Genomic DNA, 18939 nt, shown 5'->3' with positions numbered 1-18939 from the left:
CTCAGCAGCTCGGCTAACAGCGCCGCAATTCACAGCGACGGCGCGAGTGACGCCTTCAGCAAGGTCAGCAGCGCCTGCACCGCGGCCGCATTGCGCCGGCGTTCGGGGATAGCCGCCTTCACCCACAATTCCGGGATCGGAAAGTCGCGGAGCACCGGTTTCAGCGTGCCGTCGCGCAACGAGTCCGCAACGAGATAGTGCGAAATCAGCGTGATGCCGTTGCCGGCGATCGCGCTGCGCACCAGCACATGTCCCTCGTTGGAGGAGAGCAGGGGGCTGACCTGGATGCTGATGCGGCCGCGCGGCCCGTCAAAGACCCATTCGGGGCCCGTCGGCATGAAGCTGAGGCAGCGATGCTGGACGAGATCGCGCGGATGCTTTGGCGTGCCGTGCTGCCTCAGATAAGCCGGCGAGGCGCAGAGCAGGCGCTTCAACGGAACCAGCGGCTCGTCGACCACGCCGCCGAAGGAATGCGGGAAGGCGCCGATCGCGATGTCGAAACCCTCGGTGACGGGATCGACCGGACGGTCGATCAGCACGATCTCGAGCTTCAGCCGTGGATTTTGCGTCTGGAATGCGCTGAAGGCGTCCGCAAGCCGCGCCACCGTCAGCGAGGTCGGCGCCTTGATGCGGAGGTGATCGACGAGATCGTGGCCCTTCTCGCCCATGCGTGAGAGCAGGTCGGTGGCGTCAGTGACGACGCCGCGGGCGCGATGCACGTAGCGCTGTCCGGCCTCGGTCAGCCGCAATTGCCGGGTCGAGCGATGGAACAGCGGCGTACCGATCCGCGCCTCCAGCTGCGTGACGCGCTTGGCCACGACCGAGGTCGAGACATCGAGTTTTCGCGCGGCGGCGGAGAATCCGGCTGCGTCGGCGGTGGCGAGGAAGGCCTGGAGGTTCACGAGGATGTCCATGTCGACCTTTCTCGATTCGCGAAAGCTGATCGCATATTTTGGTGGATTGTAGCCTGCCGCGCGTTAATTCATAGTCGCCTCCAGCAAAGGATTTTGGGAAGGACGCGCCATGCGGGCCACGACGATCAACGAACCGGCACGGCAAGTGCCGCTCTACGGCGAATACGAGGTCGTCGTGCTCGGCGGCGGCCCGGCCGGTATCGTCGCTGCCGCCTCGGCCGCGCGCGCCGGGCGCAAGACGCTGCTGATCGAGCGCTACGGCTTCCTCGGCGGCATGGGCACCGCGGCCGGCGTCACCAATTTCTGCGGCCTGCACGGCAATGTCCATGGCGAAGCCGTCAGGCTGGTGCAGGGCATGGCGTCCGATCTGCTGGCGCGGATCGATCATCTCGACGGCCTCAACGCGCCGCATCTGATCCTCGGCAAGGTGTTCGCCCAGGCCTATGACACTGCGGCGTACAAGATCGCAGCCGACGAGCTGCTCGCCAGCCACAAGGTGCACATCCTCTTCCACGCCCTCGGCGCCGGCGTCGTGATGGGCGATAACAGCCGCATCGACGCGCTGATGGTCGAGACCAAGGCCGGCCGCCAGGCGGTGCGGTCGGAGATATTCATCGATTGCTCCGGCGACGGCGATCTCGCCGTCTGGGCCGGTGCGCCGTTCGAGATCGGCGACGAGCACGGTCATCCAATGTACCCGTCGATGATGTTGCGCCTCAACGGCATCGACCCTGCAAGGGCGGGCGATGCCTGGCGGACGATCCCGCAATTGATGGAACAAGCCACGGCCGCCGGCACCCACAAATTCCCGCGCAAGAGCGCGATCGTGCGGCCGCAAAAATCCGGCATCGAGTGGCGGGTGAATTTCACGCAAGTCGCGCGAGAGGACGGCCATGCCATCAACGGCGTCGAGCCTGACGATCTCACCCGCGGCGAGATCGAAGGCCGCAAGCAGGCGCTCGCCGCCTTCGAGTTCCTGCGCACGGTGCCGGGCTTCGAAAAGTCCTATATCGTCGATTTGCCGCCGCAGCTCGGCATCCGCGAGACCCGGCGCATCAAGGGCGGCTACCAGCTCAGCGGCAGGGATGTGCTCGGCTGTGCCTCCTTCGAAGACTCGATCGGCGTCAATGGCTGGCCGATCGAAGCCCATGTCGCCGGTGATGTCATCTTCACCTTCCCGCCGATCCCGGAATCGCGCGGCTATAACGAGCTGCCGTACCGGATGCTGGTGCCCGAGGGCGTCGACAACCTCCTGGTCGCGGGCCGCTGTGCCTCGATGACCCATGAGGGTCAATCTGCGGCGCGCGTCTCCGGTGCCTGTTTCGCGATGGGGGAAGCCGCGGGTTCCGCAGCCGCGCTCGCGCTCTCCGGAAACCGGATTCCACGCGAAATCCCCATTGAAAAATTGCAGGAAAGGTTGAAACAACAGGGCGCCTTCATCGGGCGGGATCAGCCCGTGCCGAAAGGCCTGTAATGAACTGCAAGAAGAACCATTGGAGGAAGCGGGATGATCGGGATTGCGCGGGTCGCGGCACTTAGCCTTTTGGCTATGATGGCGATAGGCACGGCCCAGGCCGAGGACGCACTGAAGGCCAAGATCGGCGTGCTCCGCCTGTCATCCTCCGCGCCCGTCTTCATTGCGCAGGACAAGGGCTATTTCCGCGAGGCCGGCCTCGATGTCGACCTGAAATTCTTCGACGCGGCGCAGCCGATCGCGGTCGCCACCACCTCGGGCGATGTCGATTTCGGCGTCACCGCCTTCACGGCCGGGCTCTACAATCTCGCCGGCAAGGGCGTGCTGAAGGTGATCGGCGGCATGAGCCGCGAGACATCAGGCTATCCCCTGATCGGCTATTTCGCCAGCAACAACGCCTATGCCGCCGGACTGAAAACGCCGAGGGACCTCGCCGGCAAGCGCATCGCGGTCACGCAGGTCGGGTCATCCTTCCATTATTCGCTCGGCCTGCTCGCGGACAAATACGGTTTCAAGCTTTCCGACGTGAAGATCGTGCCCTTGCAGTCGTTGTCCAACGCAGCCGCGGCGCTGAAGGGAGAGACCGTCGATGCGGCGCTGCTCCCGATCTCCACCGCGCGAAAGCTGATGGACGAGGGCGGTGCGAAGTTTTTGGGCTGGGTCGGCGACGAGACTCCCTGGCAGCTCGGCGCAGTCTTCGCTTCGCCGAAGACGCTGACCAACAAGGCGCTGGTGACGAAATTCCTTGGCGTCCTCGCGAAAGCCGACCGCGAATATCACGATGTGATCCTCGCTTCGATGAAGGACGGCGTTGCGCCGATCAACGACCGGACAAAACCACTGCTGGAGATCATCGCGAAATACACCAACCTGCCGGTCGAGCAGGTGGTCGGGAACTGCGCCTATATCGATCCCGACGGCAAGCTCGACGTCAAGAACGTCGACAACCAGATCAAATGGCTCCAGGAGCAGGGTTTCGTCGACAAGGGCTTTGACGCCGATGCGATCATCGCCAAGGATTACGTGAAGGCGGATTGAAAGAGCAGCTCGTGGACCTGATCGCCAACCGGATCTCCCATCATTTCGGCGATCTCGCCGTGCTCGACGACATCTCCTTCACGGTGGGCGCCGGCGAGGTGGTGGCGATCGTGGGTCCATCCGGCTGCGGCAAGAGCACGCTGCTGTCGATCCTCGGCGGGTTGCTGCAGCCGACCTCGGGCGCGCCCGAGTTGCGTGGGGCGCCGCCGGCGGACAGTCTCAATCCGTTGACCTTCGTGTTCCAGGATTTTGCGCTGCTGCCCTGGGCGACGGTGGAGGAGAACGTCGAATTCCCGTTGCTGCACACCCAGCTTTCGGCCATGCAGCGCCGCGCGCTGGTCGAAGACGCCCTGCGCCGCACCGGTCTGACCGATTTCCGCAAGACCTATCCAAAGCAGCTTTCCGGCGGCATGCGTCAGCGCGTCGGCATTTCGCGTGCGCTGGCGGTGAAGCCGGCGATTCTGTTGATGGACGAGCCGCTCTCGGCGTTGGATTCGCAGACGCGCGAGCTCTTGATGGAAGATTTCGTCCGGCTGCTCGCCGACGGCGGCATGGGCGCGGCCTATGTCACGCACAATCTCGAAGAGGCCGCGCGGCTGGCCGATCGCATCGTGGTGCTGTCCCGGCGGCCGGGTCGCATTCGCGAGGTCGTGACGGTACCGATGACGCGCGCTGAGCGCGGCGAGACTGCCGCGCGGGAGAAGCTGCTGGCGCTGCAGAACCAGATCTGGTCGCTGATCCGCAACGAGGCGATCGATGCCGAGCGCGAGGTCCAGCATGCTTGATCGCGCGACTGATACATCGGCCAAGGACGACACGACGCGGCGCGTCCGCTTTCGCGGCGCGGGCTTCGTGCCGGCGTCCAGCCGTTTTGGTGGTTGGATCGCGCTCGCACTGGTCATCGCGATCTGGCAGGCCGCCGGCAGCGCCGGTATCGTCAATCCCTTGTTCCTGCCGGCTCCCTCGGCGATCGTGCGCGCGATTTACGAGCTCGCGATGTCCGGTGCGCTCTGGCAGCATCTCTCGGCCTCGCTGCTGCGCATCGGCGTCGGCTGGCTGCTCGGCACCGCGGCCGGCGTCGTCGTCGGCTTTGCCATCGGCCTGTCCAGGCTCGCGCGTAGCGTCGGCATCACCTTCATCTCGGCGCTGTTCCCGATCCCGAAGATCGCACTGCTGCCGCTTCTGATCCTCTGGCTCGGCATCGGCGAAGAGCCGAAGATCGCGACCATAGCGCTCGGGGTGTTCTTCTCGACCGCGATCTCGGTCTATAGCGGCGTCGACGCCGTGCCGCGCAACCTGATCCGCATGGCGCAGAGTTTCAACGTCCCCTTCGCGACTATCGTCCGCAAGGTGGTCTGGCCCGGCGCGCTGCCGGCGATCCTCGCCGGCTTCCGCATCACGGCTTCTGTTGCGCTGCTGCTTGTCGTCAGTGCCGAGATGATCGGCGCGCAATACGGCATCGGCGCCTTCGTGCTCCAGGCCGGCAATCTGATGCAGACCGATCAGCTGCTCGCAGGCGTTGTGATCCTGTCGGTGTTCGGACTGGTGGTGGGGAAGGTGATCGGCTGGCTCGAGACGCGGTTGTTGCACTGGCGGTAGCCAAACTCACCGCTGCCGTAGGGTGGGGTAGCGAAGCGTAACCCACCACGTCCTTCGACGCGGAGGGACCGTGGTGGATTACGCCTTCGGCTCATCCACCCAACGAGCCCACGCCACGGGCCCCTCACGCGTTGCCGCGATCCTCGCGAAACAGATCCAGCTTCTGCTGCACCGGCCGATCCGAGAAGCTGAACAGCACGGCGTCGTCATCCGCCTCGTGCGTCACCCAGTGCCAGCTCGGCACCACGAACAGATCGCGAGGCCCCCATTCGAAAACGGCGTCACCAATGCGGCTGCGGCCACGGCCCTCGATCGGGCAGAATACGGTCGCATCGGTCGCGCGATAGCGCGCGGTCTTGAATGCCTTCGGCAGCAGCTGGATGAACGTGCCGATGGTGGGCATCGCGAAATCGCCGGTCTCGGGGTTGCTGAATTTGAGCTTCAGCCCGTGGCAGGCGTCCCACTCCTGGCTCGTCCTGGCTTTCTCCAGCGCCTCGCGGGTGTAGGCGTAGGGGTAGCTGAAGATCGGCGAGGTCTTCGATGACCGCTTCACGTCGACCGGGAGCAGATTATGGCCATAGCGGGCAAAGCTGGCGCCGGCGGGCTTTGTGATTTTCTGCTGGTCCTCTTTCGAGCCCTCCGCGAAGGAGCAGTCGAAGAACTGCACCAGGGGAATGTCGAGTCCGTCGAGCCAGAACATCGGCTCATCGGTTTCGTTGGAGTGATCGTGCCAGGTCATCGACGGCGTGATGATGAAGTCGCCTTGCTCCATCGCAGTGCGCTCGCCGTCTACGGCGGTGTGGGCCCCCCTGCCTTCGAGCACGAAGCGCAGTGCCGACTGGCTGTGGCGATGGGCGGGGGCGACGTCGCCCGGCACCACCATCTGCACGCCCGCATAGAGCGAAGTCGTGATCTTGGACTGACCGCGCAAGCCGGGATTCTCGAGCACCAGCACGCGCCGCTCGGCTTCTTTCGCCGTGATCAGCTTGCCGGCCTCGGTCATGTAGTCGCGGATGATGTCGAATTTCCACAGATGCGGCCGGCAGGCGCTCTTCGGCTCCGGTGTGATCAGGTCGCTCATCACTGTCCAGAGCGCGGTGAGATTCTCGCCGTCGATCTTCTTGTAGAACGCCTCGCGTTCCGGCGTCCTGGTCACGGCTTCCATATGAGCCTCCCGTTCGTTTTGTTGATTGACAGTATACTGACGATCTGGGTAGCGTCAATGCATGGGAACGTCATTCCGGGGCGCCCGAAGGGCGAACCCCGAATCTCGACAGTCCGGGTTCGATGCTGACGCATCGCGCCGGAACGACAAAGCAACAGGGAGGGTTCCGATGAAGCTGCACGGCTATTTCCGCTCCAGTGCCGCCTATCGCGTCCGGATCGCGCTCAATCTCAAGGGTCTCGGCGCCGAGCACCTGCCGCATCATCTACGAAAGGGCGAGCAATGCGCGCCTGCTTATCTCGCCATCAACCCGCAAGGCCTGGTGCCGGCGCTGGAGAACGATGCCGGCGCGGTGCTGACCCAATCGGTCGCGATCATCGAATGGCTCGATGAGACCCACCCCAATCCGCCGCTGTTGCCGAAGGATTCGCTGCAACGCGCCAAGGTGCGGGCCTTCGCATTGGCGATCGCCTGTGACACCCATCCCGTGCAAAATCTGAAAGTGCTGGCGCGGCTGCGCGAGCTCGGCCTCGCCGAGGAGAAGGTTCAGGACTGGGCCGCCTGGGTCAATCGCGAGGGCCTGTCGGCCTGCGAGACATTGATCAAGGACGGGCCGGGCCCGTTCTGCTTCGGCGACGCGCCGACGCTCGCCGATCTCTGTCTGGTGCCGCAGCTAGCCAATGCGCGCCGCTTCGGCGTCGACGTCTCGGCCTATCCGCGCCTGCTCAAGGCGGAAGCCGCGGCCAAGGCGCTGCCGGCCTTCGCCAATGCCGCGCCGGAGAAGCAGCCCGATGCCGAGTAAGGCGCTTCCTTCGATCACAATAGACGCGATCTATGCCGCGCCCGGTTATCTGTTCCGGCGCATGCAGCAGATCGCGGTCTCGATCTTCATGGAGGAGTGCAAGGCGTTCGACCTCACGCCGGTGCAATATGCGGCGTTGGTTGCGATCCACACCCATCCCGGCATCGATGCGACACGACTGTCTGCCGTGATCGCCTTCGACCGCTCCACCCTCGGCAGCGTGATCGAGCGGCTCCAGGCCAAGGATTTTGTCGAGCGTAAGCCGGCCGCGGAGGACAAGCGGATCAAGCTGCTCTATCTGACCAGGCAAGGAACCGCGACCCTGCGCGAGATCATCCCCGCCGTCGACCGCGCCCAGGCGAGGATGCTGGACCCGCTCAAGCCCGCCGAGCGCAAGGCGCTGATGCGGTTGATGTCGCGGCTCGTCGATCTCAACAACGAGGCCTCGCGCGTGCCGCTGCGGGCCGAGGATGCGCTGGAGCATTTGGGCAAGGCGGGGTGAGGTCGCCGGATGACCGGCTCTGGCTCATGCCGAGGCCTCACCGAGCGCTTCTCCGCCGCCGTTCTTGCCGGCCTCGTAGCGGGCCATGAAGGCCGGCGACATCGCACGCAGCCGGGAATCATCGATGCGGCCGGAGCGGGTGATGTAGCTATAGGCGAAGTCGAGCAGGTCGAGCTGCATATGCTGGGCGAAGTGCTCGTACCAGAACGCGCTGGTGCGCGCGGCATTGACGAGCTTCTGCACCACCGGCTTGCGGGCCGCTTGATAGCGATGCAGCGCAGTCGACAGATGGGCATCCGATTCCAGCGCCTTGACCAGCGCGATCGCGTCCTCGATCGCGAGCCGCGTCCCCGAACCGATCGAGAAATGCGCCGAGTGCAGCGCGTCCCCGATCAGCACGATGTTCTTGAACGACCAGTGCTCGTTCCAGACCCAGGGGAAATTACGCCACACCGATTTATTCGAGACCAGACAATGGCCGCCGAGCGTGTCGGCAAACACCTCCTCGCAGACGCCCTTGGACTGCTCGACGTCCTTGTAGGCGAAGCCATAGGCCTGCCACGTAGCATGGTCGCACTCGACCAGGAACGTGCTCATCGTCGGCGAATAGCGGTAGTGATGGGCGTTGAAGGCGCCGCGATCGGTCTTCACGAAGGTCTGGGACAGCGTGTCGAAGCGCTTCGAGGTGCCGTACCACACGAACTTGTTGGACGAATAGGACAGCGAGGTGCCGAAATCGCCTTCATAGGCGCGGCGCACCAGCGAGTTCAACCCGTCGGCGGCGACGATCAGGTCGTGGCCGTTGAGCTGGTCGATCGCCTGGATCTGGGTGTCGAAGCGGGGGGTCACGCCGGCATCGAGCGCACGCTGCTGCAGGAACTGCAGGAGCTCGAGCCGTCCGATCGAGGAGAAACCGACACCGTCAATGACGACGCTGTCGCCGCCGTGGTTCAGCGTGATGTTTTCCCAGCTCTCCATATGCGGCGCGATCGCATCAACGGTCTCGGGGTCGTCGGCGCGCAGGAACTCCAAAGCCTGATCGGAAAACACCACGCCAAAGCCCCAGGTCGCGTCGGCCGGGTTCTGTTCGAACAGGTCGACTTGATCCTCGGGGTGACGCTTCTTCCAGAGATAGGCAAAGTAGAGCCCGCCGGGGCCCCCGCCAATCACGCCGATCCGCAAAGTCATCCTCCTGAATTGACAGTATACTTACTATCTCAGGGCAGACTCATCTCATCAGCTGCGGTCGCCTACGCCGGCGGAACCATCCGCAGGCGTAGCGCACCGCAACACCACTGCGGGCACCCGTCATGCGCATGCCCGAAATCGTCAGTTACGAATCATAGCCAAACCATGTCGGCTTGACCACCCGTGCCTCAGACGCAGCGCTTCACGTAGACGCCGTTCACCAGCACTCTGGTACAACGGACCGCAGGATGGCGGACCACGACCGCACCTCGCGCTCCGGCGCAACCGGCGCGGTAGACGCCGCGGGCGCACACCACCGCGTTGGCGTCGGATGGTTCGAACGTCATGGTTGCCACCAAGGCGAGCAGCGCGGAACCGATAAGCCGGACTGAACGCATGTCTTCCTCCCGGTCTTGTCGTCACTGAAATCGCTGATCGGCAGAAGATTGATCATCGCGGGCGCAGGAAAATTCAACAGCACGCGGCGCCTATCGCGCCGCGAATGGTGCAAGCACGTCCTTGCAGGCGGGCGACAGCGATGCCGCATTGCCGGCGATACACTGCACCACGCGTCCACCACCGGGCTGGACACCCGCGCAGAGCGAGCGGATGTCTGCGCCGCAGGCAGAGCGGATGACGAACAACTCCTCGCGCGGCCGCAACGGGCGCAGAACGATCGCAGCTGGCGCGGCCGCCGGTGCTGCAGCACCAGTCGCCGGTGCTGCTGTTGTCGCTGCGGCACTGCCGCCGGCCACAGCGGCCACGGCCCTCTCGCAAGCCGGCGATACCTTGGCCTTGTTCCTCTCGAGACATTCCAGCGCGGGGGCGCCGCCCGGCGGGACGCTGGCGCAAACCTTGGGGTAATCCGCGCGGCACGCGCTCTTGACCGCGGCAATTTGCGCGCTGCCTGGCTTCTTGGCTGCGGCAGCCTTCGGAGCGGCTTCTGCCGCCGGCCTCGCCGCGGGTTCGGCGGCGGGGGCCGCCTCAGTTTCTGCCGGTTCGGATTTGGCCGGTTCAGATTTGGTCGGTTCGGACTTCGCCGGCGCAGCTTCGGTCTTCGGCGCAGCCGCCGGCTCAACCGCACGAACCGCGGTCTGGCAGCCCGCTGACAGGCTCGACATGTGGCTTTGGAGGCATTGATACGCTTCCACGCCGCCAGGCGTTACGCTCGAGCAATGCGCGATGAAATCCGAGCGGCATGCGGAGCGGATGGCACTCTTCTGTGCCTCGGTCGGCGCTTGCGCGAATGCGCTTGTTGCAGATGCGAAGAGTGCTGCGGCGAACAACGCGCGACGCGTTGATGCATGTTTCAAGACGTTGAACATTTGGATCAATTCCTGCCCTGCCGGCAACGCCGACGCTCATTAAAACTGATGCAAACAATCATCGCGGGCGATGCCGCGCGTATATCTTGGCCGCATTGGCCGCCACCGCGAGCAAATATTATCAGTTTAATTGCGACGTAACTACGTCGTCACAGCTTCACCATCCGCTTGCCGCGGTTTTCGCCGGCGAGCAATCCGATCAGCGCCTGCGGCGTGTTCTGCAAGCCGTCGATGACGTCTTCCTGTACCTTCAGCCTGCCTGATTTGACCCAGGCCTGGAGGTCGGCGAGCGCACGCCCGCTCTCCGTCATGTAGTCCATCACGATGAAGCCCTGCATCACGAGCCGCTTCACCACGATCAGGCCGGGCACGCCGCGCGGGCCGTGCGCGGAAGGCGCGCCGTCATACTGCGAGATCGCACCGCAGCAGGCGATGCGGCCGTAATTGTTCATCTGTGGAATGCAGGCTTCGAGAATGTCGCCGCCGACATTGTCGAAATAGACGTCGATGCCCTTTGGCGCGGCCGCGCGCAGTGCCTTGAACACCGCGCCGTCCTTGTAGTCGACCGCCGCATCGAATCCGAGCTCGGATGTCAGCCAATGGCACTTGTCCGCTCCGCCGGCGATGCCGATGACGCGGCATCCCTTGATCCTGGCAATCTGTCCGACGATCGAGCCGACCGAGCCCGCGGCGGCCGAGACCACGACGGTCTCGCCTTCCCTGGGCTTGCCGATCTCGAGCAGGCCGAAATAGGCGGTGAGGCCGGCGATGCCGAACACGCTGAGCAGATGCGTCATCGGCTCGAGCTTCGGCATTTTCGTCAAATGCTTTGCCGCGACTGCGGCAAATTCCTGCCAGCCGGTGTCGCCGAACACGATGTCGCCGGCCGCAAGCCCCTCGGCCTTCGAGCTCACGACCTCGGCAATGGCACCGCCGGCCATCACGCTGTTGGCTTCGACGGCCGAGCGATAGGTTGCGCCGTGCATCCAGGCGCGGTTGGCGGCATCGAGCGAGATGTAGCGCACGCGCAGCAAGGCCTCGCCATCCTTCGGCTCGGGCCTCGCGCCCTCGACCATCTTGAAGTGCTCGAGACCGAGCTTGCCGCTGGGCTTCTCCACCAGAAGAATTTGGCGATTGACGCTTCCGGTCATGGCGTTCCCCCTTTTGATTGTTTGACGATTATTGATGCACTTGCCGCAAACAAAACATGCAGGCCGCATCCGTTGTGCGCTGCATGAAAGCTAGATCGGCGCGCTCGGTTTCGCAACCGGAACATCGACCTCGATCGGCCGCACGCAAAGCGTGTTGCGTCGCTGTCATATCTGCGACATCATGAAGCGGCCGGAGCAGTGGGGATTGTCAATGTCGAACAGGTTTACGCAATACATTTTGGCGGCGATGGTGCTCGGCATCATCATGGGCTCGGCGATCTACAATTTCATGCCGGAGACGCGCGGCGACTGGGCCGCCTCCATCAACCTGATCGCCGTGATCTTCCTGCGCCTGATCAAGATGATCATCGCGCCGCTGGTGTTTGCGACCCTGGTCGGCGGCATCGCCCATATGGGTTCGGGCGCGAAGCTCGGGCGTATTTTCGCCAAGACCATGGGCTGGTTCGTCAGCGCGTCCTTTGTCTCGCTGATGCTCGGCCTCATCATGGTCAACCTGCTTCAGCCCGGCGCGAATTTTCCCGGTACGCTGCCGGACAAGGCGCAATCGACCGGCCTGCCGGTGTCCGCCTTCTCGATCGAAAAATTCCTGACCCACCTGATCCCGACCTCGATCGCGGACGCGATGGCGCAGAACGAGATCCTCCAGATCGTGATCTTCGCCGTGTTCTTCTCGGTGGCGATGGGCGCGCTGCCGGAGCGCTCCAAGCAGATCCTGTCCCTGATCGACGATCTCGGCCACATCATGCTGAAGGTGACGAGCTATGTGATGATGTTCGCGCCGTTCGCGGTGTGGGCTGCGATCACGGCGACCGTCGCCAAGAACGGTCTGCTGGTGCTCTGGAAGCTCATCGTATTCATGGGCGGTTTCTATCTTTCGCTCTTCCTGCTCTGGGGTATCCTGGTGATCGTCGGCTTCATCGTGATCGGGCCGCGCTACAGCCATCTCTTGAGACTGATCCGTGAGCCGCTGATGATCGCGTTCTCCACGGCGAGCTCGGAAGCGGCCTACCCGAAGACGCTCGAAGGCCTCAACCGCTTCGGCGCCTCGTCGCGGATCTCGAGCTTCGTGCTGCCGCTCGGCTATTCCTTCAACCTCGACGGCACGATGATGTACTGCACTTTCGCCAGTATCTTCATTGCGCAGAGCTACCACATCGACATGCCGCTCGGCACGCAGCTCGCGATGCTGGCGACCCTGATGATCACGTCGAAGGGCGTTGCCGGCGTGCCGCGTGCCTCCCTCGTCGTGATCGCCTCGACGCTCTCGCAGTTCAACATTCCCGAAGCGGGCCTGTTGATGATCATGGGCATCGACACCTTCCTCGACATGGGTCGCAGCGCCACCAATGTGATCGGCAACACGCTGGCAACCTCGGTGGTTGCGAAGTGGGAAGGCGAGCTCGGGCCCGAGCACGCGATGGGACCAGGCGATGCCGTACCCGGCGACATGGTGCCGGGCGAAGTGCCTGCGATGGCCGGCCACTGACGGGAGTGCGTCATGCGCCCTTTGACGGCGATTTCGAGCGGCCTGTTGCTGGCGGCCTGCCTGCTGACGGCAGCCTCCGCCCAGACCGGCGGCAGCGAAGGGCTTAGCCCGACGCTGCTTGCCATCAAGAATGCGCATACCGTGCGGCTCGGCTATCGCGAAAGCTCGCCGCCGTTCTCCTTCCTCGACCAGGCGGGCCGGCCGATCGGCTATAGCCTCGAATTGTGCGAGGCCATCGTCGAGGAGATCGGGGTCGAGGTCGACGACCCCGATCTGAAGATCGAGTACGTCAAGGTCACCTCGGATGATCGCATCGATGCGGTGCTCCAGAACAAGATCGATCTGGAATGCGGGTCGACCACCGCCAATTCCGAGCGCGGCAGGCGCGTCGCCTTCTCGCCGCTGATGTTCGTGGCCGGCACCAAGCTGATGGTGCCGAAGGCCTCCAGCGTCCAACAGCTGACCGATCTGAAGGGCAAGACCATCGTGGTGACCAAGGGCACCACCAACGAGCAGGCGATCCGGGCGGCCGAGAAGAAGTCCGCGCTGGGGCTGAACATCGTCCTCGGCGCCGATCACGAGCAGTCATATCAGATGCTCGTCGACGGCAAGGCCGATGCGTTCGCGACCGACGACATCCTGCTCTCGGGCCTGATCGTGCGCCACAAGTCGCAGGACAAGTTCCGCGTCACCGGCGACTATTTGTCCTACGACCCCTACGGCATCATGTTCCGCAAGGGCGAGCCGCAGCTCGCCGCCGTGGTCGAGCGCACATTCCGCAAGCTCGGATCCAACCACGATCTCGTGCCGCTCTACAACAAATGGTTCATCGCGCGCATGCCCACCGGCGAGAAAATGAACGTGCCGATCTCGCTGCAGCTCGAGGAAGCGTTCAAGGCGATGGACGATTCCGCGAGCGCGAATAATTAGCCACAGTCTTCCTTGCCCTCCAGGGGAGGGGAAGGGCCCCGCGGTCGCTAGCTTCCCCCAAACACCCGATCCAGCGCCGCATCATACGTCGCCTGCACAAGCTCCGGATGCAGCTTGCCCAGCGCCTCCATCATCACGCCGGAATTGATTTCCAGCACGCGCCAGGAGCCGTCCACACGCACGACGTCGATTGACGCAAAGGTGATGCCGATGGAGCGCGCGGCATCGATCGCGAGCTTCACGCACGCGGTTCGAACCTCGCCATCCTCCAGCAACACCGGCTTTGCGCCGGCATCGAGGTTGTGCCGCCAATCCGCACCACGCTGCTTGCTGTACACCACGAGGGGCACATCACCGAGCAGGATCACACGGATCTCTTCCGCAATCGCGACGTAAGGCGAGATCACGAGGCCGACGCTCATCGAAAAAACCTCGCTCGCAGCGTGGTCGAGTTCGGCCTCCGTCGTGACCTTGAACACTGAGCGCCCCGATGTTCCTTCATTCGGCTTCACGACCACGCCCTGTGGGTGCGCGCGGAGCAGCTCAAGCATTGCATTTCGCCAGTCAGGCCCGACAACATCCTTGCCCAGCTTCGGGTTGAGGAAGAGGTGATGCGGAATCGAGGACACGCCCTCAAGCCACAGCGCCTCTGCCGTCGCCGATTTGTCGTTGGCGAGGCGGTGTGCAATCGCGCTGTTGAGGCCGATGTCATAGCCGAAGGCGAAGCGGCGGATCTCGCCGCGACGCATCGCGATCAGCCAGCCGCCGGCGCGGACATCGACGTCGATGCCGTGGCGCGCACCATAGGCCTTGATGGCCTGGACGAAGATCCGCTCGCTGGTTGCCATGTCGTCGTCGTCCCAGGCGCCAAAAGCCGCGGAAATGCGGGAAATGGCGCCAAGCCGGGTGAAAATCAGAGCTATTCTTAATGAAATTCTCGCGAGCGCGGGGGAAATTAAGTGCTGCAATTGCACCCGCAAGGGAAAAGAAATTGCCCTCTGCGGGCCCCCGACAGCAGATCCGTTAATGCTGTGACCAATTCCGCCGCAAATGCATGATGGCGCGGCATCAATTGCACCCGGAACGAGGTTGATTATTGGTCTCGATGGCGTAGATCAAACACGCGAAAACCTCCGCCATGGCAATGGTGTCCGCCCCGTTCTCGGGGCCGGGCAACGCTTTTGCCCTAAAACCGCAGTCATTCGGAATATCGAAAATCATGAGCGCGTTTTACCGAGAGAAAGTTGTTTCCGTCCAGCACTGGACCGACACGTTGTTCAGCTTCCGCGCGACGCGTGACACCGGCTTCCGCTTCCAGAACGGCCAGTTCGCGATGATCGGTCTCGAGGTCGACGGCCGTCCGCTGTTGCGCGCCTACAGCATGGCCAGTGCCAATCACGAGGAAGAGCTCGAGTTCTTCTCGATCAAGGTGCAGGACGGTCCGCTGACCTCGCGCCTGCAGAAGATCAAGGAAGGCGACACCATCCTGGTCGGCCGCAAGGCGACCGGCACGCTGATCACCGACAATCTCATCCCCGGCAAGCGTCTGATGCTGCTCTCGACGGGCACGGGCCTTGCGCCGTTCGCCAGCCTGATCAAGGACCCCGAGGTCTATGATCAGTTCGAGAGCATCGTGCTGGTGCACGGCTGCCGCCAGGTCTCCGAGCTCGCTTATGGCGAGAAGCTCGTGGCGAGTTTGCGCGAGGACGAGCTGTTCGGCGAGCTGCTCGCGGACAAGCTGATCTACTATCCGACCGTGACCCGCGAGCCGTTCCGCAACCGCGGCCGCATCACCGACCTCATCAGCTCCGAGCAGATCTTCAACGACATTGGGCAGGGCCCGCTCGACATCGAGACCGACCGCATCATGATGTGCGGCAGCCCGGCGATGCTGGAAGAGCTGAAGGTGATGTTCGAAGGTCGCGACTTCGTCGAAGGAAGCGGCAACAAGCCTGGCCATTTCGTGATCGAGAAGGCGTTCGTCGAGCGCTAAGCCACGCCTGGTCCTCTCCGCGTCGTCCTGGCTCTCGCCGGGACGACCGCGTAGCCCTCCCCATCCCGGTCCTGCTGCACTGCAAAAGGCCCGCCCATCGGGCTGATTGATTTGTCCCGGCCGAATTCGCTAGCCTGAAACAAGCGCTGCGTCATATCCGTATGACAGGGGGAGGCGTATCGTATCGCCTCATGCTGGCGAGAGGATGGCAATCGTGGCCGACAACAACACGCAGGAAGCGTCCAACTCCCCCTCACCCAAGCGCCTGCCGCTGGCGCAAGAGGGGATCATGGAAACCCTGCTGCTTCCATTCTCGCCTCGCTTCATCATCCTGACGATCTGCGCGGTGGTCACCGCGCTGTTGATCGGGATCGCCATCGCGGACCGCCGGATCTTCGACATCCTGCTGGTCCCGATCGCGATCTTCGGCGCCCTGACGCTGCTCGGCGTCCGCGACCTCATGCAGAAGGGCCATGCGGTTCTGCGCAACTATCCGATCTCGGCGCACATCCGCTTCCTGCTGGAAGAAATCCGGCCGGAGATGCGGCAGTATTTCTTCGAGAGCGAAAAAGACGGCATGCCGTTCTCGCGCGACATTCGCGCGGTGGTCTATCAGCGCGCCAAGATGCAGCTCGACAAGCGTCCGTTCGGGACGCAGGAGGACGTCTATCGCCAGGGGTACGAGTGGATGCATCACTCGGTGTCGCCGAAGGCGCATGCCGAGGAGAAGTTTCGCGTCACGATCGGCGGGCCGGATTGCGCAAAGCCCTATTCGGCATCGGTCTTCAACATCTCGGCGATGAGCTTCGGCGCGCTCAGCCCGAATGCGGTACGAGCGCTGAATGCCGGCGCGAAGAAGGGCGGCTTCGCCCACGACACCGGCGAGGGCGGCTTCAGCCCCTATCACGCCGAGATGGGGGGCGACATCATCTGGGAGATCGGCTCCGGCTATTTCGGCTGCCGTCATCGCGACGGCACCTTCGATCCGGATGCATTCGCGCGCGTCGCGAGCCAGGACCAGATCAAGATGGTGGAGCTCAAGATCAGCCAGGGCGCCAAGCCCGGCCATGGCGGCGTGCTGCCGGCGGCGAAGGTCTCGGAAGAAATCTCCAAGATCCGCGGCGTAGCGATGGGCGAGGATTGCATCTCGCCGGCCTCGCATCGTGCCTTCTCCACGCCATCGGGCATGATGGAGTTCATCGCCGAGATGCGGAGGCTCTCCGGGGGCAAGCCGGCGGGCTTCAAGCTCTGCATCGGCCATCCCTGGGAGTTTCTGGCGATCTGCAAGGCGATGCTTCAGACCGGGATCTATCCCGACTTCATCGTCGTCGACGGCAATGAAGGCGGCACCGGAGCGGCGCCGCTGGAATTCATGGATCATCTGGGCATGCCGATGCGCGAGGGCGTCAATTTCGTCCACAACGCGCTTGTCGGCATCAATGCGCGCGACCGCATCAAGATCGGCGCGTCAGGCAAGATCGCGACCGCCTTCGACATGGCGCGCGCCATGGCGATCGGCGCCGACTATTGCAATTCGGCGCGCGGCTTCATGTTCTCGCTCGGCTGTATCCAGTCGCTGAGCTGCCACACCGACCGTTGTCCGACCGGGGTCGCGACCCAGGATCCGACGCGGGCGCGCGCGCTCTACGTACCGCTGAAGATCGACCGCGTGCACAATTATCACCACGCCACGCTGCATTCGCTGACCGAGCTGATCGCCGCGGCCGGCCTGGAGCATCCGCAGCAATTGCGCCCGATCCATTTCACCCAGCGCACCTCGACGACAGACGTGCGGTCCTTCGCCCAGCTTTATCCGGCGCTCCGCCCGGGCGAACTGCTCGAAGGTACCGAAGACCCGCGGTTCCGCGACGCCTGGCGGATGGCGCAGGCGTCGTCGTTTCAGCCGGCGCTCTGAGGGAGGATAGTCCACCGCATGAAACCGCCCAATCCCGACGTCAACCAGACGCGAGCCGGCTGCACCTTAAAAGCGGATCGGCGTGAAGTTCGGGTGAGGCGGCGCGAGCTCGCTTACCCCGTCTCCAGCTCATTCACCCGGCTCGCCAAAATCTTGTCGATCCTCCTGCCGTCGAGATCGACCACCTCGATTTGCCAGCCGGCGAACTCGAATGCGTCGCCGACGTCGGGCAGCACGGTGAACTGCTGCAGCACGAGGCCAGCCACCGTGTTGTAACGGTGATGGGGCGGCAGCTCGACGCCGAGCAGGTCGCCGAACTCGTCGACCGGCATCCAGCCGGAGACGAGCAGCGAGCCGTCCGCGCGCCTGACATAGGCGGGCTCCGGCGGCCCTTCCTCGGAGTGGAAGGCGCCGACGATCGACTCCAGAATATCCGCTGCCGTCACCACGCCTTCGAACGCGCCGTACTCGTCATGGACGAGGCCGATATGCACGGGCGCCGCCTTCAGGATCGCGAGCACGTCGCGCGCATCCGCCGACGCCGGGATGATCGGAGTCTCGCGCACGAGCGCTCGCAGATCGGGCGCACGCTCGCGCATGTAGGCAATCAGCAGATCTTTGGCCTGGAGCACGCCGATCGGCTTGTCGCGATCGCCGTCGCAAACGGGGAAGCGCGAATGCGGACTCTTGGCGATCATCGTCTGGATCGCTGCCCGATCGTCGTTCAGGTCGATCTCGTCGACCTCCGTGCGCGGCGTCATCACCGCGCCCACCGGACGGTCGCCAAGCCGCATCACGCCGGCGATCATCTCCTTCTCGCCGGGCTCGAGCACGCCCGCGCTCTCGGCCTCGCTGACGAGATGATGGATCTCGTCCTCCGACACCTTCTCCTCGGCCTTGCCGCCGCGGCCGAGCAGCTTCAGGATCAGCTTGCCGGAGACGTCGAGCAGGAACACCAGCGGCAGCGAGACCCGCGCCAGTACGTGCATCGCCGGCGCGACCTTGACCGCGACGCTTTCGGGGTCGCGGAGCGCGACCTGCTTCGGCACCAGTTCGCCGACGATCAGGGTCGCATAGGTGATGATGGTGACGACGATGCCGACGCCGACGATATCGGCAATGCCCGGGGACAGGCCGAGCTCGAGCAGCCATTGTGTCAGCCGCTGTCCGAGCGTCGCGCCGGAGAAGGCGCCGGAGAGCACGCCGACCAGCGTGATCCCGATCTGCACGGTCGAAAGGAACTTTCCGGGGTCCGCAGCCAATGTCAGTGCGCGCTCGGCACCGCGCACGCCCTTGGCCGCGAGCAGCGACAACCGCGCCGGGCGCGATGAGACCACGGCCAGCTCCGACATGGAGAGCAGGCCGTTGATGACGATCAGGACGACGACGATGATGAGTTCGACAGACAACATTGCGCGCAGGGGAGAGGGGACATC

18 protein-coding genes are annotated in these 18939 nt (G+C 64.0%); 10 read left to right on the top strand and 8 right to left on the bottom strand.

All coding sequences use genetic code 11. The annotated features are described in order from the left end of the window. Positions 1-29: 29 nt before the first annotated feature. Complete coding sequence (locus ACVWZ4_RS09785; protein WP_456700838.1) at positions 30-914, bottom strand: LysR family transcriptional regulator; 885 nt, start codon at positions 912-914, stop codon at positions 30-32. Between the two features lie 109 nt (positions 915-1023). Here ACVWZ4_RS09785 and ACVWZ4_RS09780 point away from each other — a divergent pair, with 109 nt between their 5' ends. From ACVWZ4_RS09780 to ACVWZ4_RS09765, 4 genes are read left to right on the top strand one after another with little or no spacing between them, the layout of a single operon-like run. Then, positions 1024-2388 (top strand): FAD-dependent oxidoreductase, encoded by a 1365-nt coding sequence (locus ACVWZ4_RS09780; protein ID WP_456700839.1) that lies wholly within the window; start codon positions 1024-1026, stop codon positions 2386-2388. Positions 2389-2421: 33 nt separating this feature from the next. Next, entirely contained in the window at positions 2422-3426 is a 1005-nt protein-coding gene (locus tag ACVWZ4_RS09775; protein WP_456740190.1) for an ABC transporter substrate-binding protein, read from the top strand. 11 nt (positions 3427-3437) lie between these two features. Beyond that, a complete protein-coding gene (locus tag ACVWZ4_RS09770; RefSeq protein ID WP_456705134.1) occupies positions 3438-4211 on the top strand; it encodes an ABC transporter ATP-binding protein in 774 nt (257 codons plus the stop codon). Next, the gene (locus ACVWZ4_RS09765; RefSeq protein WP_456700841.1) at positions 4204-5025 is read left to right on the top strand and encodes an ABC transporter permease; all 822 of its coding nucleotides are present in this window, start codon (positions 4204-4206) and stop codon (positions 5023-5025) included. The genes ACVWZ4_RS09770 and ACVWZ4_RS09765 overlap by 8 nt, the downstream gene beginning before the upstream one ends. A gap of 124 nt (positions 5026-5149) precedes the next feature. On the opposite strand, the gene gtdA is transcribed toward ACVWZ4_RS09765, so the two are convergent. After that, the gene (gene gtdA / locus ACVWZ4_RS09760) at positions 5150-6190 is read right to left on the bottom strand and encodes a gentisate 1,2-dioxygenase (protein ID WP_456763459.1); all 1041 of its coding nucleotides are present in this window, start codon (positions 6188-6190) and stop codon (positions 5150-5152) included. A gap of 169 nt (positions 6191-6359) precedes the next feature. Here gtdA and maiA point away from each other — a divergent pair, with 169 nt between their 5' ends. Together maiA and ACVWZ4_RS09750 are read left to right on the top strand one after the other, a co-directional pair. Continuing rightward, positions 6360-6992, top strand: a complete 633-nt coding sequence (gene maiA, locus ACVWZ4_RS09755) for a maleylacetoacetate isomerase (protein ID WP_456740187.1) — start codon at positions 6360-6362, stop codon at positions 6990-6992. Beyond that, on the top strand, positions 6982-7494 hold the full coding sequence (locus ACVWZ4_RS09750) for a MarR family winged helix-turn-helix transcriptional regulator (RefSeq protein ID WP_456700844.1): 513 nt from the start codon (positions 6982-6984) through the stop codon (positions 7492-7494). Before maiA ends, ACVWZ4_RS09750 begins: the two co-directional genes overlap by 11 nt. A gap of 24 nt (positions 7495-7518) precedes the next feature. Here the strand turns inward: ACVWZ4_RS09750 and ACVWZ4_RS09745 are convergent, their stop codons facing one another. The 4 genes from ACVWZ4_RS09745 to ACVWZ4_RS09730 form a co-directional block, all read right to left on the bottom strand. Next, positions 7519-8676: an FAD-dependent monooxygenase gene (locus tag ACVWZ4_RS09745; protein WP_456700845.1), complete on the bottom strand. Its 1158-nt coding sequence runs from the start codon at positions 8674-8676 to the stop codon at positions 7519-7521. Positions 8677-8870: 194 nt separating this feature from the next. Then, positions 8871-9080, bottom strand: a complete 210-nt coding sequence (locus ACVWZ4_RS09740) for a hypothetical protein (protein ID WP_456740186.1) — start codon at positions 9078-9080, stop codon at positions 8871-8873. 90 nt (positions 9081-9170) lie between these two features. Next, a complete protein-coding gene (locus ACVWZ4_RS09735) occupies positions 9171-10007 on the bottom strand; it encodes a cysteine rich repeat-containing protein (RefSeq protein WP_456790094.1) in 837 nt (278 codons plus the stop codon). 149 nt (positions 10008-10156) lie between these two features. Next, a complete protein-coding gene (locus ACVWZ4_RS09730) occupies positions 10157-11158 on the bottom strand; it encodes an NADP-dependent oxidoreductase (protein WP_456700847.1) in 1002 nt (333 codons plus the stop codon). Positions 11159-11369: 211 nt separating this feature from the next. Here ACVWZ4_RS09730 and ACVWZ4_RS09725 point away from each other — a divergent pair, with 211 nt between their 5' ends. Both ACVWZ4_RS09725 and ACVWZ4_RS09720 read left to right on the top strand, forming a co-directional pair. Next, positions 11370-12665: a dicarboxylate/amino acid:cation symporter gene (locus ACVWZ4_RS09725; RefSeq protein WP_456700848.1), complete on the top strand. Its 1296-nt coding sequence runs from the start codon at positions 11370-11372 to the stop codon at positions 12663-12665. Between the two features lie 12 nt (positions 12666-12677). Beyond that, positions 12678-13595, top strand: coding sequence for an amino acid ABC transporter substrate-binding protein (locus tag ACVWZ4_RS09720; protein WP_456740185.1), 918 nt, complete (start codon positions 12678-12680; stop codon positions 13593-13595). Between the two features lie 47 nt (positions 13596-13642). Here ACVWZ4_RS09720 and ACVWZ4_RS09715 read toward each other — a convergent pair whose 3' ends face one another. Then, on the bottom strand, positions 13643-14443 hold the full coding sequence (locus ACVWZ4_RS09715; RefSeq protein WP_456740184.1) for an ATP-grasp domain-containing protein: 801 nt from the start codon (positions 14441-14443) through the stop codon (positions 13643-13645). A gap of 371 nt (positions 14444-14814) precedes the next feature. Here ACVWZ4_RS09715 and ACVWZ4_RS09710 point away from each other — a divergent pair, with 371 nt between their 5' ends. Both ACVWZ4_RS09710 and ACVWZ4_RS09705 read left to right on the top strand, forming a co-directional pair. Then, positions 14815-15588 carry a ferredoxin--NADP reductase gene (locus ACVWZ4_RS09710; RefSeq protein ID WP_456700851.1) on the top strand — a complete coding sequence of 258 codons (774 nt, stop codon included), beginning with the start codon at positions 14815-14817 and terminating at the stop codon, positions 15586-15588. A 205-nt stretch (positions 15589-15793) separates the two neighbouring features. Further along, complete coding sequence (locus tag ACVWZ4_RS09705; RefSeq protein WP_456700852.1) at positions 15794-17503, top strand: FMN-binding glutamate synthase family protein; 1710 nt, start codon at positions 15794-15796, stop codon at positions 17501-17503. A 113-nt stretch (positions 17504-17616) separates the two neighbouring features. Here the strand turns inward: ACVWZ4_RS09705 and ACVWZ4_RS09700 are convergent, their stop codons facing one another. After that, a complete protein-coding gene (locus ACVWZ4_RS09700; RefSeq protein WP_456740183.1) occupies positions 17617-18915 on the bottom strand; it encodes a hemolysin family protein in 1299 nt (432 codons plus the stop codon). Positions 18916-18939 lie beyond the last annotated feature (24 nt).

It is taken from the genome of Bradyrhizobium sp. USDA 4472 (assembly GCF_054058595.1).
Note: the sequence above shows the minus strand (reverse complement) of the source record. Positions and strands in the feature narration are given on the sequence as shown.

Excerpts from the sequence above, each read along its gene's own strand:
- ACVWZ4_RS09750 (WP_456700844.1), top strand. The coding sequence starts at position 6,982 with ATGCCGAGTAAGGCGCTTCCTTCGATCACAATAGACGCGATCTATGCC.
- ACVWZ4_RS09730 (WP_456700847.1), bottom strand. The coding sequence starts at position 11,158 with ATGACCGGAAGCGTCAATCGCCAAATTCTTCTGGTGGAGAAGCCCAGC.
- maiA (WP_456740187.1), top strand. The coding sequence starts at position 6,360 with ATGAAGCTGCACGGCTATTTCCGCTCCAGTGCCGCCTATCGCGTCCGG.
- ACVWZ4_RS09700 (WP_456740183.1), bottom strand. The coding sequence starts at position 18,915 with ATGTTGTCTGTCGAACTCATCATCGTCGTCGTCCTGATCGTCATCAAC.
- ACVWZ4_RS09765 (WP_456700841.1), top strand. The coding sequence starts at position 4,204 with ATGCTTGATCGCGCGACTGATACATCGGCCAAGGACGACACGACGCGG.
- ACVWZ4_RS09720 (WP_456740185.1), top strand. The coding sequence starts at position 12,678 with ATGCGCCCTTTGACGGCGATTTCGAGCGGCCTGTTGCTGGCGGCCTGC.
- ACVWZ4_RS09775 (WP_456740190.1), top strand. The coding sequence starts at position 2,422 with ATGATCGGGATTGCGCGGGTCGCGGCACTTAGCCTTTTGGCTATGATG.
- ACVWZ4_RS09785 (WP_456700838.1), bottom strand. The coding sequence starts at position 914 with ATGGACATCCTCGTGAACCTCCAGGCCTTCCTCGCCACCGCCGACGCA.
- ACVWZ4_RS09740 (WP_456740186.1), bottom strand. The coding sequence starts at position 9,080 with ATGCGTTCAGTCCGGCTTATCGGTTCCGCGCTGCTCGCCTTGGTGGCA.
- ACVWZ4_RS09735 (WP_456790094.1), bottom strand. The coding sequence starts at position 10,007 with ATGTTCAACGTCTTGAAACATGCATCAACGCGTCGCGCGTTGTTCGCC.
- ACVWZ4_RS09780 (WP_456700839.1), top strand. The coding sequence starts at position 1,024 with ATGCGGGCCACGACGATCAACGAACCGGCACGGCAAGTGCCGCTCTAC.
- gtdA (WP_456763459.1), bottom strand. The coding sequence starts at position 6,190 with ATGGAAGCCGTGACCAGGACGCCGGAACGCGAGGCGTTCTACAAGAAG.
- ACVWZ4_RS09725 (WP_456700848.1), top strand. The coding sequence starts at position 11,370 with ATGTCGAACAGGTTTACGCAATACATTTTGGCGGCGATGGTGCTCGGC.
- ACVWZ4_RS09715 (WP_456740184.1), bottom strand. The coding sequence starts at position 14,443 with ATGGCAACCAGCGAGCGGATCTTCGTCCAGGCCATCAAGGCCTATGGT.
- ACVWZ4_RS09705 (WP_456700852.1), top strand. The coding sequence starts at position 15,794 with ATGGCAATCGTGGCCGACAACAACACGCAGGAAGCGTCCAACTCCCCC.
- ACVWZ4_RS09710 (WP_456700851.1), top strand. The coding sequence starts at position 14,815 with ATGAGCGCGTTTTACCGAGAGAAAGTTGTTTCCGTCCAGCACTGGACC.